General features: G+C 64.8%; 13 protein-coding genes. 7 read left to right on the forward strand and 6 right to left on the reverse strand.

Annotated elements, in window-relative coordinates:
- The first annotated feature begins 271 nt into the window (after positions 1–271).
- Positions 272–649 carry a fe2+ zn2+ uptake regulation protein gene (locus ACMGT0_RS22015; protein WP_054060315.1) on the forward strand — a complete coding sequence of 126 codons (378 nt, stop codon included), beginning with the start codon at positions 272–274 and terminating at the stop codon, positions 647–649.
- An 83-nt stretch (positions 650–732) separates the two neighbouring features.
- Here ACMGT0_RS22015 and ACMGT0_RS22020 read toward each other — a convergent pair whose 3' ends face one another.
- Positions 733–921, reverse strand: coding sequence for a hypothetical protein (locus ACMGT0_RS22020; protein ID WP_054060316.1), 189 nt, complete (start codon positions 919–921; stop codon positions 733–735).
- A gap of 177 nt (positions 922–1,098) precedes the next feature.
- Between ACMGT0_RS22020 and ACMGT0_RS22025 the strand changes: the two genes are divergently transcribed.
- Complete coding sequence (locus ACMGT0_RS22025) at positions 1,099–1,254, forward strand: hypothetical protein (RefSeq protein WP_192842770.1); 156 nt, start codon at positions 1,099–1,101, stop codon at positions 1,252–1,254.
- Between the two features lie 54 nt (positions 1,255–1,308).
- On the opposite strand, the gene ACMGT0_RS22030 is transcribed toward ACMGT0_RS22025, so the two are convergent.
- Complete coding sequence (locus ACMGT0_RS22030) at positions 1,309–2,220, reverse strand: LysR family transcriptional regulator (RefSeq protein WP_054060318.1); 912 nt, start codon at positions 2,218–2,220, stop codon at positions 1,309–1,311.
- A gap of 124 nt (positions 2,221–2,344) precedes the next feature.
- On the opposite strand from ACMGT0_RS22030, the gene ACMGT0_RS22035 reads away from it, so the two are divergent.
- On the forward strand, positions 2,345–3,349 hold the full coding sequence (locus ACMGT0_RS22035; protein ID WP_416769781.1) for an aldo/keto reductase: 1,005 nt from the start codon (positions 2,345–2,347) through the stop codon (positions 3,347–3,349).
- Positions 3,350–3,497: 148 nt separating this feature from the next.
- Here ACMGT0_RS22035 and ACMGT0_RS22040 read toward each other — a convergent pair whose 3' ends face one another.
- From ACMGT0_RS22040 to ACMGT0_RS22050, 3 genes are all read right to left on the reverse strand, one after another.
- A complete protein-coding gene (locus ACMGT0_RS22040) occupies positions 3,498–7,175 on the reverse strand; it encodes a translocation/assembly module TamB domain-containing protein (RefSeq protein WP_054060320.1) in 3,678 nt (1,225 codons plus the stop codon).
- On the reverse strand, positions 7,172–8,899 hold the full coding sequence (locus tag ACMGT0_RS22045) for an autotransporter assembly complex protein TamA (protein ID WP_416769782.1): 1,728 nt from the start codon (positions 8,897–8,899) through the stop codon (positions 7,172–7,174). The genes ACMGT0_RS22040 and ACMGT0_RS22045 overlap by 4 nt, the downstream gene beginning before the upstream one ends.
- A 66-nt stretch (positions 8,900–8,965) precedes the next feature.
- The gene (locus ACMGT0_RS22050) at positions 8,966–9,616 is read right to left on the reverse strand and encodes a GNAT family N-acetyltransferase (protein ID WP_054060322.1); all 651 of its coding nucleotides are present in this window, start codon (positions 9,614–9,616) and stop codon (positions 8,966–8,968) included.
- Between the two features lie 192 nt (positions 9,617–9,808).
- On the opposite strand from ACMGT0_RS22050, the gene xthA reads away from it, so the two are divergent.
- Both xthA and ACMGT0_RS22060 read left to right on the forward strand, forming a co-directional pair.
- Positions 9,809–10,621 carry an exodeoxyribonuclease III gene (xthA, locus tag ACMGT0_RS22055; RefSeq protein WP_273822497.1) on the forward strand — a complete coding sequence of 271 codons (813 nt, stop codon included), beginning with the start codon at positions 9,809–9,811 and terminating at the stop codon, positions 10,619–10,621.
- A gap of 135 nt (positions 10,622–10,756) precedes the next feature.
- Positions 10,757–12,091 carry a substrate-binding domain-containing protein gene (locus ACMGT0_RS22060; RefSeq protein WP_054062822.1) on the forward strand — a complete coding sequence of 445 codons (1,335 nt, stop codon included), beginning with the start codon at positions 10,757–10,759 and terminating at the stop codon, positions 12,089–12,091.
- A gap of 94 nt (positions 12,092–12,185) precedes the next feature.
- On the opposite strand, the gene ACMGT0_RS22065 is transcribed toward ACMGT0_RS22060, so the two are convergent.
- Positions 12,186–13,415: an acyl-CoA dehydrogenase gene (locus tag ACMGT0_RS22065; protein ID WP_054060325.1), complete on the reverse strand. Its 1,230-nt coding sequence runs from the start codon at positions 13,413–13,415 to the stop codon at positions 12,186–12,188.
- A gap of 152 nt (positions 13,416–13,567) precedes the next feature.
- On the opposite strand from ACMGT0_RS22065, the gene ACMGT0_RS22070 reads away from it, so the two are divergent.
- Both ACMGT0_RS22070 and ACMGT0_RS22075 read left to right on the forward strand, forming a co-directional pair.
- Positions 13,568–14,497 carry a LysR family transcriptional regulator gene (locus ACMGT0_RS22070; RefSeq protein ID WP_054060326.1) on the forward strand — a complete coding sequence of 310 codons (930 nt, stop codon included), beginning with the start codon at positions 13,568–13,570 and terminating at the stop codon, positions 14,495–14,497.
- Between the two features lie 117 nt (positions 14,498–14,614).
- A complete protein-coding gene (locus ACMGT0_RS22075; protein WP_054060327.1) occupies positions 14,615–14,998 on the forward strand; it encodes a MerR family transcriptional regulator in 384 nt (127 codons plus the stop codon).
- Positions 14,999–15,028: the final 30 nt, after the last annotated feature.

Genomic DNA, 15,028 nt, shown 5'->3' on the forward strand with positions numbered 1-15,028 from the left:
CAGGCCGCGCGGGGCTCGCCCCTCTCGGACGCCTGGAAAAACCGGCGCCCACGCCAAAGCACGGGGCAGCCGATGCCTGCCCTTAGAAACGAACGGAACTGCATAAATTTAGCCGGCCAGACAGCTGCAGTTCAGCCCGACAACACGGCTGTGACCTGATGTCGACAAATTTTCTACATACGAAGCTTCATGATTTATCCGCCTCGTTCGTCTTTATCCAAAGAGAGCAGACATCACTTTCCTGATCAGGCTCTGAAAAGGAGTTTTTCGCATGTACGACCAGCACAGGCCAACGGACGGTATTTCCTTGCAACGCGATCCCACCTACAGCTCGGGCGCCATGTTTGCCAAACCTGCCGAGCGCAATGGCAACGAGCGCATTCGCCAACTGCTCAAGCATTTTGGCCTGCGCACCAGCCTGATCCGGCTGAAGGTGATCGATGCCCTGCTCAATGTCGGCGACGGCCAGCGACGCCTGGGCGTACGCGGCGTTCACGGCCACCTGCTGGAACTGGACATTCCGCTGTCCTTTCTCAGCGTGCGCGAAGTGCTCAAGCGCCTGTGCAGCGAGGGCGTGGTGGTGCTGAACACGGACAAGACCTACAGCCTGCATCCCGACGCCCTGACGGCGCTGGAACAACAGGACTGAAACTCGACAACGCGGCATGGAGATATACCGCGTTATCGTTCATCGTCGGCACGCCGCCCGTTGCGGGCCGGCGGCGCCGGCCTTCAGGGCTTGACCTTGCGGCGCATCACGCCGTTGATGATCACCACCACCACCGCCACGCCAATCGCGATGTACTGGAACAGCTTCTCGCTGATCACGCCGATGTTCTGCAGGTAGGTGAGGCCGAACATGATCCCCAGTACTACCAGGACGACCAGAATCGAGTATTTCAAACGTTGTGCCTGGGTCATTGCATGTATCCTGAAGGAAGCCCGGAACGCCGGGCTTCGGGTGAAATGTATCCGCTTTGTATCGACACTCATGCCAAGCACCTACAGTGCCCGACGAATAAGCCGACCAAAACGCAGTCTCATGATACAGGCGAGCAGGAGTTTTCGCTGCCCGCCTTCAACCATGAGGATGTGTCCATGTTTCGTCGAATCACACTGCTGATTCCCGCGTTGATCCTGTTGTCACTGAGCGGCTGCATCATCATGCCGCGCGACCACGGTGGCTGGCATGACCACCGCTACTACGGCGGCCCCGGCTATTACGGTGGCGGCCCAGGCTACTACCATCGCTGACATTCACGGGTGAGCCGACAGCTCACCCGTTTCGTTTCTGTTGCGCCCTTGCCCTCAACGCTTGAAGCCGATGCCCGGCCGGGCACACACCTCCACCAGCCAGTCGACGAACACCCGCACCCGTTGCGACAACTGTCGGTGTGGCGGGTACAGCGCCGCCAGCGGCAAACCGGGTTGCGCAAGCCCCGGCAGCACCTCGCACAACCGCCCGTCACGCAATTGCTCGACCACATGGTAGTAGGGAATCTGCACCAGGCCGAACCCGGCCTCGCAGGCCGCCAGGTAGCCATCGGCACTGCTCACCGAGAGCTGCCTGGGCAGGTGCAGTTCCTCCACCTGGCCGTCGCGCAGAATGTCCAGGCCATAACGCCTGCCGCTGACGCTGGAGAAGTATTCGACCATGCGATGCCCGGCCAGCGCCTCCAGCGACTGCGGCACGCCCTGCTCGCGCAGGTACGCCGGGCTGGCGCAGAGCAGTTGCTCGATGGTCACCAGCGGTCGCGCCACCAGCGACTCATCCAGCACCGCGCCGCCGCGCAGCACGCAATCGATCCCATCGCGAATGAGGTCGACGGGGCGATCGTTCAGGCCGATCTCCAGCTCGATCAGCGGATAACGCGCGGTGAACTCCGGCAGGGCCGGGATCACGATCAAGCGGCCGATGGCCGCCGGCATATCGACCCGCAGGGTGCCACGGGGATTCAGGCGCGCGGAACGGAATACCGCCTCGGTCTCCTCCAGGTCCGCCAGCAGTTGCACGCAACGCCGGTAGTAGGCCTCGCCATCGAGGGTGGTGCTGACCTGGCGGGTGGTGCGGTGCAGCAGTTGCACGCCCAGGTGCGCCTCCAACTGCTTGACCAGGATCGTCACCGAGGCCCGCGGCAGTTGCAGGCTGTCGGCGGCCTTGGCGAAACCGCCCAGCTCGACGATCCGGGTGAACACGCGCATGGCGTTGAAGCGGTCCATTGGCCGTCCATTCTTTGGCAAAGATTATTTGGAAAATACAAACAGTGATAACACTTTTAGCCGGTTTATCGGCTTTTTGTCGAGGACCAAAATGGGCCAACCTCACCTCAACGGAGCGTCAGCGATGCAAACTCGCCAACTGGGCAAGAACGGCCCGCAGATTTCCGCCATTGGCCTGGGCTGCATGGGCATGAGCGATTTCTACACCACCGGCAACACTGACAACGACAACCGCGAAGCCATCGCCACCCTGCACCGGGCACTCGAACTGGGCGTGACCCTGTTCGATACCGCCGACATGTACGGCCCCTACCGCAACGAGGAACTGATCGGCCGGGCCATGGTCGGCAAGCGCGACCAGGTGTTCCTGGCGAGCAAGTTCGGCATCCTGCGCGATCCGGCCAACCCCGCGCTGCGCGGGGTCAACGGGCGGCCGGAGTATGTACGCAGCTCCATCGACGGTACCCTTCAGCGCCTGGGCATCGACACCCTGGACCTGTACTACCTGCACCGGGTCGACCCGCAGGTGGCCATCGAGGAAACCGTCGGCGCCATGGCCGAGCTGGTCAAGGCCGGCAAGGTGCGCTACCTGGGCTTGAGCGAAGCCTCGGCGAGCACCCTGGAGCGGGCGCACAAGGTCCATCCGATCAGCGCCCTGCAAAGCGAGTACTCGTTATGGAGCCGCGACCCGGAGCACAATGGCTGCCTGCGGGCCTGCCAACAGCTGGGAATCGCGTTCGTGCCCTACAGCCCGCTGGGGCGTGGTTTTCTGACCGGGTCGCTGAAAACTCCGGAGGACTTTGCCGCCGACGACTTCCGCCGCGACAACCCGCGTTTCCAGGGCGAGAACTTCGCCAAAAACCTGCAACTGGTCGAGCAGGTCCGCGCGTTGGCGGCAGAAAAAGGCGTCACGACCGGCCAGTTGGCGCTGGCCTGGGTGCTGGCCCAGGGTGACTACCTGATCCCGATTCCCGGGACCCGGCAGCGCAAGTACCTGGAAGAGAATGTCGCGGCGCTGCAAGTACGGCTGAGCGCTACCGAGTTGCGGGCGCTGGACGAGGTGTTCCCCATGGACGCGGCGGCCGGTAGCCGTTATGCGGAGGCGGTGATGCAGGGGCTCAATCGCTAGGCCTGGAGCAGCATGCGGTCCTGGGGTCGCTTTCGCGGGCAAGCCCGGCTCCTACAGGGCGCAGGCGTGCGCAAGGTTTGTTTGCGACTCGCCGCTGTAGGAGCAGGACTTGCCCGCGAAGCATCCAACACGGGCCCCCAGCCAAACACTAGAAATCGCGCTTGTAGAAGATATCCAGCGAACTGGCCACACCACTCGCCGCCTCCAGGTACACCCGCTTGCTCAACAGGTAACGCAAGGCAATGGTGTTGGCCGGTTCGAACACCCCGACCCCGTAGCGCAGGCTCAGCTTCTCGGTGATCTTGCCGCTGGCCACCACCGCCGTCTTGTTGCCGCTGCCCTGGGTATCCAGCTCGAAATCCTGCACGCCAAGTTTGTTCGCCAAGTCCGAGGTCACCGACGAACTGCCCATCAACCCCAGCCCCAGTGCCGCCTGGGCGAGCATGTTGTTGTCTTCGCCGGTGGTGCTCAACGGCCGTCCCAGCACCAGGTAGGACAGCGCCTGTTCCTGGCTCATCGCCGGCTCCGAGAAGACCTGCGTGGTCGGCTGCTCGGCGCTGCCGCTGAGGCGAATCCCGGCAATGACGTCACCAGTCTGGCGGATCGCCTCGATATCCAGGTACGGCTGGTCGACCGGGCCGGCGAACAGCAGGCGCGCACGGCGAATGCTCAGCTTCTGCCCGTAGGCGCGGTACCGCCCATCGTTCAGGCGCAGCTCGCCACGGGTGTCGAGGTTGTCACCGATGTGCACCTGCCCCTGCAAGGTCGCGGTCAGGCCGAAACCGCTGAAACTGAGCTTGTCCTGGCCCACCACGACATCGATGTCCATGGCGATCGCCAGTGGCGGCTTGCCCTCCTCGGTCTGGTGCCCGACGATCACCGTGTCGTCCGAGACCTTCACCGTCGATGGCGGCAGCTCGCGTACGGTGATCTCGCCCTTGGGCACCAGCACCTTGCCGACCACCGCCAACCTGTCGCCGTGCATCGTGATGCGCAGGTCCGGCGCCACCTGCAACGCCGCGTAGGGTTCGACGTTCACCGGCAACTGCTCGCCCTTGAGCGCGATGTCCACCGCCAGGGCCTCGGCCCAGCCGATATGCCCGCTCAGGCTGCCCTGGCCAGACTCGCCGCCCTTCCAGCTACCGTTGAGCTGGACATTTTCCCCGGCGATCTGCGCCTGGACCCGCAGGTCGCTGAGGGTGGTCGGCAACTCCGGCCCCGACACCGCGCCATCGCTGAGCAGCAGGTTGCCGTTGACCTGCGGCGCCAGCAGCCCGCCGGACAGCCGCCCGCTGCCATCCAGGCGCCCGGCCAGCTTCTCGACCATCGGCACGAACGGCCGGATCACCGCGATATCGAGGCCGCTGAGACGAAAATCGCCGCTCAACGGCTTGTTCCTCGCCAGCGGATTGATCTGCGCCTGCAGGGTCAGTTCGCCCAGCCTGCCACCGCGAAAATCCAGGCTGGTGTCGACCCGCCGTGGCGCCAGGTCGCTGGTCAGCCTGAGGGTTTCATAAGGGAACTCCAGCCACTGGCGACGCTTCTCGCGCACGCGCAAGGTGCCGCCGCTGGCATCGACCAGGATCCGGCCTTTCGGGCCGCTGGCCGGCAGGTCCAGTTGCAGGTCGGCATTGAGCCGGCCCTGCCAGGCGAAATCCCGAGGCATCCACTGCGCCAGGCTTTCCAGCGGGAATTGCTTGAGGTGCATGCGCAACCTGGGTTCGGGCAGCAGTCGCTGGTCCTCGCCACACAGGCTGGCTTCGCCGGAGGCCCAGCAGTGGGCACCGAATGTCAGGCGACCGTCGGCCAGGCGCTCAAGCTTCGCCGGCCCCTGCAACGTCCAATCCTGCCCGCCGGTGCGGATATCGCCCGAAGCCAGACGCCCGCGCCAGTTGCCCCGGTCCAGCGTACCGTCGACACCCAGCGCCAACTTCAACAGCGGGCCTTGCAGGTCCAGTTGCACCTGCTGGCGCTTGAGATCACCGTTGCCGCTGACGTGCAGGTTTCCCAAGTCGGTTTCGCCGAGCTGGATCGCGTTGCCCTTGAGCTCAAGGCGGGCGCGCTGGGCCTGGTCGAGGTTGGCATCGAGGCTGAGGCTCTGCAGGCGGTTATCGGCGAATGCCAGTTGCTGCCCCTGCAGGCTGAGCTTGCCCTGGGGCGCCTTGAGACTGCCGGCGACGTCGACGCGGCCCTTGAGCTGGCCCCGCAGTTGCGGCCACAGCTGGCCCAGACGCGGCAGATTGAGGTCGAGCTGGCCGGCCAGTTGCTGCTGCAGGCGGCCATTGCCAGTGATGCGGTTGTCCCCCAGGCGAACATCCAGGGCACCGAGGGTCCATTGTTCGCCGCTGCCGCCAGCCTTGGCCTGGAGCACCGCCGGCTGCCCGCGCAACTTGCCCTTGAGGTCGATATCGGCGCTCAGCTCGAGCCGTTCATTCCTGAACTCGCCCTTGCTGCGCAATGGGCCGGCCAGGGTACCGGGCAACTGCGCCACCCAGTAGGCGGGGTTGAGCGCGCTGAGGTCCAGCGCCGTGTCCCAGGCCACCCCGTCGGCAAACTGCAGCTTGAGCGAGCCGCTGGCCTTGCCCTGCCCCGCCGTCAGTTCGAGCTGGGGCAGGGCGATCTGCTGCAGGTCGCCACTGAACGGGCTGAGCAGGCTGAAACGCCCGGCCGGGCCATCGAGGTCGGCCTTGAAGTTGCCCAGGTAGTTGCCATCGGTGTAGTGCACCTCGCCGACGAAGGTCCGCGCCTTGACCGCCGGTTCGTCGACCAGCGGATAGAGGCGATGCCAGGGAAAGTCCAGCCAGTCGACCGTGCCATCGGCGCTGAAGCCCTTCTGCCAGTCCAGTTGCCCGCTGACCTTCAGGTGCTGGTCGGCGCCGGCATCCAGTTCCAGCGCATCGATCTGCGCGCCCTTGGCATCGACCCGGCCGTTCAGCAGCAGGCCGACCGCCCCCTGCTCGGCCGGCAGGCTGGCCTTGCCCTGCAACTGGTAGCCGTTCTTCAGGTCGCCATTACCGGTCAGTTCCAACTGGTTGAGTTGCAGGGTATCCGGCAGGTCGGCACTGGCCTTGAAGCCGTCGGCGGTGATCTTCACCTGGGCCGGCAGGTTCTGCGCCAGGGCCTGCAACTGGCCGGTCAATTGCCCCTGCAGATAGCCGCTGCTGTCGGCCTTGAGGTTCAGGGTCTTGAGCAGGTCGCCCTGGATAGCCAGGGCCAGCGCCCAGGGCGTATCGCCGGGTGCCGGCAATATCAGCCGGCCCTGCAACGTCAGCGGCCACTGGGCCACCGGTTGCAGCAAGCCCGACAGTTCCAGGCTCAGATCGTCGCGGCGTACATGCAGGGTGTCGATCTGCAGGCCGGCCGCGGTCCAGTGGGCCGCCAGTTGCAGCTCACGGAACTGCTCGCTGCCATCGAGCAGCAGGCTGCCGACCCGTACCTGGCCGAGACGGACGCTCAGCGGCAGGTGCAGATCCGGTAGGGTCAGCGGCCCGCTATCGGCCGCCTGCCCGCCCGGTGGAAACTGCAGCTCGACCCGCTCGACCTCCAGTTGATCGATACACAGGCTCAGTTGCGCCAGGCACGGCAGCGACCAGTCGAAGCGTGGCTGGCTCAGTTCGACGCGACTGCCGTCCTGCTCCCAGCGCAACCGATCGGCACTCCACTGGCCGCCCAGGCGCCCCTGGAAGTTGTCCACCGTCAGCCCCGGCACCTGCGCCAGCAGCCAACGGCTGCCACCCTGGGTGCCCAACAGGGTCGTCACACTCACGACCATGAGCAGGACCAGCGCAAGCAGCACCAGGCCGAAAATTTTCAAACCACGCGTCACAACTCAGGCCCCATGGAAAAGTGCAGACGAATACCGCCCGGATCATCCAGGGCATGGGCCAGGTCGAGACGGATCGGCCCGACCGGCGAAACCCAGCGCACGCCGATACCGACGCCGGTCTTCAGGCTGGGAAAGTCCAGGGTGTTGAACGAGTTGCCCTGGTCGACGAAGGTCGCGACCCGCCACTTGTCGGCAATCGAGTACTGATACTCGAGGCTGCCGGCGACCATGTAGCGGCCACCGATCCGGTCACCCTCGGAGTTCTCCGGGGACAGGGTCTGGTACTCGTAGCCACGTACGCTCTGGTCGCCACCGGCGAAGAAGCGCAATGACGGCGGCACCGACTTGTAGCCGTTGGTGGCACTGCCGCCGAACTGCACCCGACCGAGAAACCGGTGCCTGTCCCAGACCGTGGTCAGGCCCTTGAGCAAGGCGGTGCCGTACAACAGATTGTTGTCCGAGCCCAGCCCTTCCTTGGCGACCTTGGCATCGAACTGCAGGCGGTAGCCGTTGTGCGGGTCGATACGGTTGTCACTGCGCAGGTACGAGTAGCTGACGCCGGGCATGAGCAGGGTACTGAGGCCCGAGTCGTCGCCCAGGCGATATTCCTCGCGCTGCCATTTCAACGAGATCACCCGCTGCCAGCCGTTGGGCAGCTTGCTGTGCCACTCCGGGCCGACGGTGAGCAGCTTGCTCAGGCTGTCGGTGTTGGCCAGCTCTTCATACTGGTAACCGGCCGCCCAGCGCAGCTTGTCGGTCAGCGGCGGGTCCAGCGGATGGTCGTACCACACGCCGATGTTCTGCCGCGGCGCGGAAATCTCGCTTTCGATGCCGTAGCTGTCGCCTTCGCCGTTGACCCAGTGCCGCGTCCAGCTGGCCTTGCCGCGCGGTCCGACGTCGGTCGAGAAGCCGAGGCCGAGGCCGAGCGTGCGGGGCTTGCGGGTGTCCAGCTGGACATCCACCGGAATCACCTGGGCAGTGGCGGCGGTCGGCACGGCGTCGACCCGCACGCCCTCGAAGTAGCCGCTCGATTGCAGGGCCTGGTTGAGTTCGGCGATCAGCTCGGAGTCGTACGGGGTATTGGGCTTGAACGGCACCATGCGTTGCAGCAGGTCCTCGTCGAACGGCGTGTCGCCGGAGAACTGCACCTTGCCCAGGACATAACGCGGGCCGCTTTCGTAGACCAGCTCGATATCGGCTACGCCGGCCTGCGGGTCCACCAGCAGTTTCTGTGAGGTGAAACGCCCGCTGAAGAAGCCGTAGCGCGAGGCCTGGTTCTGGATCAGCCGCTTGGCGTCCTCGTAATGACCGTGATTGAGCACGGCGCCAGGACGCAGCGCATCGCTTTTGGGAACACGGAAGGCCTTGAGACTGGCGGCGGGCCCGTCGATCCGCACCGTGACATTGCGCAGGTGCACCGGCTCGCCGGGATCGATGTTGAGGATCAACCGCGGCGTCTTGCCGCCCTCGACCTCGCTGTCTATGCGCGGCTGGTAGTAGCCGAGGGCCTGGGCCGCTTTGCGCGCCTGCTCCTCGGCCCCCCGGCTGAAGCGTTCGAGCGCACGCTCGCCACGATCGCCGAGGCTGCCGATATAACCTTCCACATTGGACTTCAACTCATCGTTGGCCGGTTTGACCCGAACATCGAGTTCACTCTGTGCCAGCGCTGCCGTACTGCACAGAAGCAGGAGCAGGCCGCTGGTAACTCTTCCTGAAAACGTCATAGGCGCGGATGCTACCACGGGCTGGGGACCGTCATAGAACCCCGACAGCGTTTAAAAGTTCGACACTCAAGCCGTTGCTGTTTGTAACACCTGTGGATTGGCGTGATAGAACACGTGCTCAAGGATAGGTCCTACAGCGACCTCGCCAATTTCCTCATAACCCTGGCGCTTGTAGAACGCCAGATAACGCGGGTTGCCCGTATCGAGGACCACCCCCTGGGAATGCTCGTCCTCGGCGCACCAGTTGTGCACCGCCGTCAACAGTTGCTCGCCGTAGTGCTGGCCCTGGAACTGCGGATGAATCCCCAGCAGCGGCAGCACGTGCACAGCCGTCGAAGGGATGCAGGCCAGCACCGCCTGGTGATAGTCCAGGTACCGCCGGGTGCACTTGAAACCGGTGCTGAGCAGCATGCGCATGCGCCAGGCCCAGCTTTCGGTAATGCCCAGGCGCCGTAGCGGCGGCGCGATCAGGGCGATACCGATCAGCCGGTCGTTGACCAGCAGGCCGATGGCCGGCAGTTCCTGGAAAAAATGCTGCTTGACCAGCTCCCGCACGGTGGCCCGCACGCGCTGTTCGTAACCGGCGCGCTCGGACTCGAACAGGTAGCCGAAGGTCGGTTCGTGGCGATAGGCGTGATACAGCAAGGAGCGGGCTTCGCGCGAATAACCGCTGTCGAGCAGGTGAATGGCGGCCGTGGTTTCTGGAATGTCGGGCATTGGGGTCACTCTCCCTGGACGCTGCGTGGGCATGGCTGGCTGTCGTTTACGAACGCTGAAGCCGTCCGACAGTTCAAATCACCTCTGCGGCCATGCCTGATAGAAAACGTTAGCAGCGCATTTGTCCTACCGCCACGCTGGCCCGGATCCGACTTGTCGGCTAGCATCGCTGTTTTGCCAGGACTGCCGCCCATGAAGATCGTCTCGTTCAACATCAACGGCCTGCGCGCCCGACCCCATCAGCTGGCGGCGCTGATCGAAAAGTACCAGCCGGACGTGATCGGCCTGCAGGAAACCAAGGTCTCCGACGACCAGTTTCCCCAGGCGGAAATCGAGGCCCTGGGCTACCACGTCAGCTTCCACGGGCAGAAGGGCCATTACGGCGTCGCCCTGCTCTCGCGCCAGGCGCCACTGAGCCTGCACAAGGGCTTCGAGAGCGACGACGAGCAAGCCCAGCGCCGCTTCATCTGGGGCACCTTCGCCGACGAGAACGGCAACCCGGTGACCATCATGAACGGCTACTTCCCCCAGGGCGAAAGCCGCGACCACCCGACCAAGTTCCCGGCCAAGGCCAAGTTCTACCAGGACCTGCAACAGTTGCTGGAGAGCCGCTTCCGCAACGACGCGCCGCTGGTGGTGATGGGCGACATCAACATTTCCCCCGAGGACAGCGACATCGGTATCGGTGCCGACAATGCCAAGCGCTGGCTTAAGACCGGCAAGTGCAGCTTCCTGCCGGAAGAACGCGAATGGCTGGGGCGCCTGAAGAGCTGGGGGCTGGTGGACAGCTTCCGCCACCTGCACCCCGAGGTGAACGACCGCTTCAGCTGGTTCGACTACCGCAGCCGCGGCTTCGAGGACGAGCCCAAGCGCGGGCTGCGCATCGACGTGATCCTGGCCTCCAACGGCCTGCTGTCGCGGGTCAAGGCCGGCGGGGTCGACTATGAACTGCGCGGCATGGAAAAGCCGTCCGATCATGCGCCGATCTGGCTGGAACTGAGCTGATCCGCTCCTTCCAGGCTGGGCTTGTCCGCGCGCGGGCAAGCCTGGCTCCCGCAGCGCGCCAACCGCTTCGTCATCTTTCTGCAACCTCCCTGACTCATTCTTGCCGCACTTGTGTTTTCTGAAGGTGCCGCCGCCATGTTGCGTGCGCTCTCCCTGCTGCTTCTCTGGACCCTGGCGCCCCTGGCCCAGGCCACCCTCCCCGCGCCCCCCGAGGACGGTCTGGTGCTGCGCATCCAGGGCTCCAACACCATCGGCGCCAGCCTCGGCCCCGCTCTGGTCAAGGGCTGGCTGCTGGAACAGGGCCTGCACGGCGTGCATGACGCCGCCACCGGCAAGGACAACGAACAGCGGGTCCTGGCCACCACCGAGCAGGGGCGACGGGTGCGCGTGGAAGTCGCCGCCCATGGTTCCAGCACCGGTTTTGCCGCCCTCAAGGCCGGCACCGCCGACCTTGTCGCGTCGTCCCGGCCGATCAAGGACAGCGAACGCCAGGCCCTGGAAAACCTCGGCGACCTGAAAAGCCCCGACGCCGAACAGGTGATCGCCATCGATGGCGTGGCGATCATCCTGCACCCGCAGAACCCGCTGACCCGGCTCGATACCGCGACGCTGGCGCGGATCTTCAGCGGCGAAGTGAAAACCTGGGAGGAACTGGGCGGCATCGGCGGGCCGATCCATCTGTATGTCCGCGATGACCGGTCCGGTACCTGGGACACCTTCCGCGAGCTGGTCCTGGCGCGACACGGCAAGGCCCTGGCCAGTGCGGCCAGGCGCTTCGAGTCCAGCGAGCAGTTGTCCGATGCGGTGAGCCAGGACCGTGCCGGCATCGGTTTCATCGGCCTGCCCTATGTGCGCCAGGCCAAGGCCGTGGCGATCGTCGATGGCGACTCGCAGCCGATGCTGCCGCTGGCCAGCCTGATCGCTACCGAGGACTATCCGCTGTCGCGCCGACTGTTCTTCTACCTGCCGCCGGACAGCGCCAATCCCTGGGCCCAGTCGCTGGTGCAATTCGCCCAGAGCCGGGCCGGCCAGGCGATCGTCGCCCGCAACGGTTTCATCGCGCAGAAGGTACAGGCCATGTCAGTGCAGGCCGGCGCGCAGATGCCCGCCGACTACCAGGCGCTGGCGAAACGGGCCCAGCGCCTGTCGGTGAATTTTCGCTTCGAGGAGGGCAGCGCCAGCCTGGACAACAAGGCCCGCCAGGATCTGCAGCGGGTACTCGATTACCTGCGCGAGCGCGGCAAGTTGAACGACCGGGTGACCCTGGTGGGATTCGGCGACGCAAAGAGCGACCCGCAGCGGGCACAACTGCTCTCAAGGCTGCGGGCAATGGCGGTGCGCCGGGAACTGCTCAAGGGTGGCGTGGTGTTGCGCGACATCCTCGGCTTCGGCGAACAGATGCCGGTGGCGGCCAATACCGCCGATGAAGGCCGGATCAAGAACCGCCGGGTGGAGGTGTGGGTCTACTGAAGACCTCGGGGCCCGGTTCGCGGATCAATCCTGCACGTGGGCGCAACGCGTCCCCTGGGGAGCCGGACTCATCCGCGAAAAAGGCGACGCGGTCTCAATGCCCGCTGCGCATCATCTCCCGCGGCACATACTTGCCGATCTCATACTTGCCGATCGCCGCCCGGTGCACCTCATCCGGTCCGTCGGCCAGGCGCAGGGTGCGCTGCATCGCATACATGTAGGCCAGCGGGAAATCATTCGAGACCCCCGCCCCGCCATGGATCTGGATCGCCCGGTCGATGACCTTCAAGGCCACGTTCGGCGCCACCACCTTGATCTGGGCAATCTCGCTTTTCGCCACCTTGTTGCCCACGGTATCCATCATGTACGCCGCCTTCAGGGTCAGCAGGCGGGCCATGTCGATCTCCATCCGCGAATCGGCGATCTTGTCGATATTGCCGCCCAGTCGCGCCAGCGGTTTGCCGAACGCGGTACGGTTGACCGAACGCCTGCACATCAGCTCCAGCGCGCGCTCGGCCATGCCGATCGAACGCATGCAGTGGTGAATCCGCCCCGGGCCCAGGCGCCCCTGGGCAATCTCGAAGCCACGGCCCTCACCCAGCAGCACGTTTTCGTAAGGCACCCGCACATTCTCGAACAGCACTTCGGCATGGCCATGCGGCGCATCGTCGTAACCGAACACCGGCAGCGGCCGGACAATCTTCACGCCGGGGGTATCGACCGGCACCAGAATCATCGAATGCTGCTGATGACGCGGCGCATCCGGGTTGCTCAGGCCCATGAAGATCAGAATCTTGCAGCGCGGGTCGCAGGCACCCGACGTCCACCATTTCTTGCCGTTGATCACCCATTGGTCGCCGTCGCGTACCGCACGGGCGGCCATGTTGGTGGCATCGGAGGAAGCCACGTCGGGTTCGGTCATGGCGAACGCCGAGCGGATCTCGCCCCGCAGCAGCGGCTCCAGCCAGCGCTGCTTCTGCTCCTCATTGGCGTAACGCACCAACACTTCCATGTTGCCGGTATCCGGCGCCGAGCAGTTGAACGGCTCCGGCCCCAGGAGCGAGCGGCCCATGATCTCCGCCAGCGGCGCGTACTCCAGGTTGGTCAGCCCCGCGCCCAGTTCGGACTCCGGCAGGAACAGGTTCCACAGGCCCTCGGCACGGGCCTTGGCCTTGAGCTCCTCCATGATCGCGGTAGGCTGCCAGCGATCGCCCTCGGCGACCTGACGCTCGAACACCGGTTCGGCCGGATAGACATAGGTGTCCATGAACGCGGTGACACGCTCACGCAGTTCCTGGACCTTGGGCGAATAGGCGAAATCCATGGGCAGCTACCTTCTTGAACAGGTGGTTGGAGACATGGGATCGATGCTAGTACCGGCTACGAAAATTTACCAAAGCTATTCTCGGCGTGTATTAACATTCATCACCGATATATGATCGGCTGATCGAATACTGACAATAAGAGCGCCGCGAAATGAATCTGAGCAAGGTCGACCTCAATCTTTTCATCGTCTTCGACGCCATCTACACCGAAGCCAACCTGACCCGTGCCGGGCAGATCGTCGGCATCACCCAGCCGGCGGTGTCCAACGCCCTGGCGCGCCTGCGGGAAACCTTCAACGATCCGCTGTTCGTGCGTACCGCCCAGGGCATGGTGCCCACGCCGATGGCACAGAACATCATCGGTCCGGTCCGCAACGCCCTGTCGCTGCTGCGCACGTCGGTCCAGGAAAGCCGCATCTTCAACCCGCTGCAGGCGAACAAGACCTACCGCATCAGCATGACCGACCTCACCGAGGCGGTGATCCTGCCGCCGCTGTTCCAGCGCCTGCGCCGCCTGGCGCCGACCGTGGCGATCGAGAGTTTCCTGTCCAAGCGCCGCGAGACCACCAAGGAACTGGCCGCCGGCCGCATCGACTTCGCCGTCGACGCCCCGCTCAACACCGACCCGCAGGTGCGTCACGTACGCCTGATGGAAGACCACTACGTGTGCGCCATGCGCAAGGGCCACCCGCTGGCGGGCAAGGACAGGCTGGCCCTGGACGATTACCTGGGGCTGACCCACATCCATATTTCCAGCCGCCGCAACGGCCTCGGCTACGTCGACCTGGCCCTGGGCAAGATGGGCATCCAGCGCAAGATCGCCCTGCGCTCGCAGCATTACCTGATGGCCTCGCAGGTCCTGCAGCAGACCGACATGGTCATGACCGTGCCGGAGCGTTTCGCCCGCCGACACGAACTGCACTACTTCACGCTGCCGGTCAACGACGTGCCACCGGTGGAAACCCACCTCTACTGGCACGAAAGCACCGACCAGGACCCGGCCAACCGCTGGATGCGCGAGCAGATCATCGAACTCTGCCAGCAGGTCACCGCCCACGAGAAGAAGCTCGACAAGGCCTGAGCGACCATCGCCCCGCGACGGGCAGGCCCATGGCGAACGGGCTTGCCCGCCTTCAGCTTGACGTATACGTCAAGCCGCCTTTAGCTTAGGGCCACATGATCTTTTCCGAGCGCTTTCATGAGCAGCCAGACCTACAGCATCTCCGACCTCGCCCGCGAGCTCGACATCACCACCCGGGCCATCCGCTTCTACGAGGAACAGGGCATGCTCGCCCCCGAGCGCCGCGGCCTGGAGCGCGTCTACTCGGCCCGTGACAAGGTGACCCTGAAACTGATCCTGCGCGGCAAGCGCATCGGCTTTTCCCTCGCCGAGTGCCGCGAACTGATCGAGTTGTACGACCCTTGCGGCGGCAACCAGAAACAGCTCAACAGCATGCTGGCGAAAATCGCCGAACGCCGCGCGCAGCTGGAACAGCAACTGCTGGACATCGAACAGATGCAACTGGAGCTCGACACCGCCGAAGAACGCTGCATCCAGGCGCTGGCCCAGACCGTCGAATAGATCGCCCCCCTACCCTGTGGGGGCACCGGC

The organism is Pseudomonas sp. RHF3.3-3, from assembly GCF_048069595.1.
Classification (GTDB): Bacteria; Pseudomonadota; Gammaproteobacteria; order Pseudomonadales; family Pseudomonadaceae; genus Aquipseudomonas; species Aquipseudomonas fuscovaginae_B.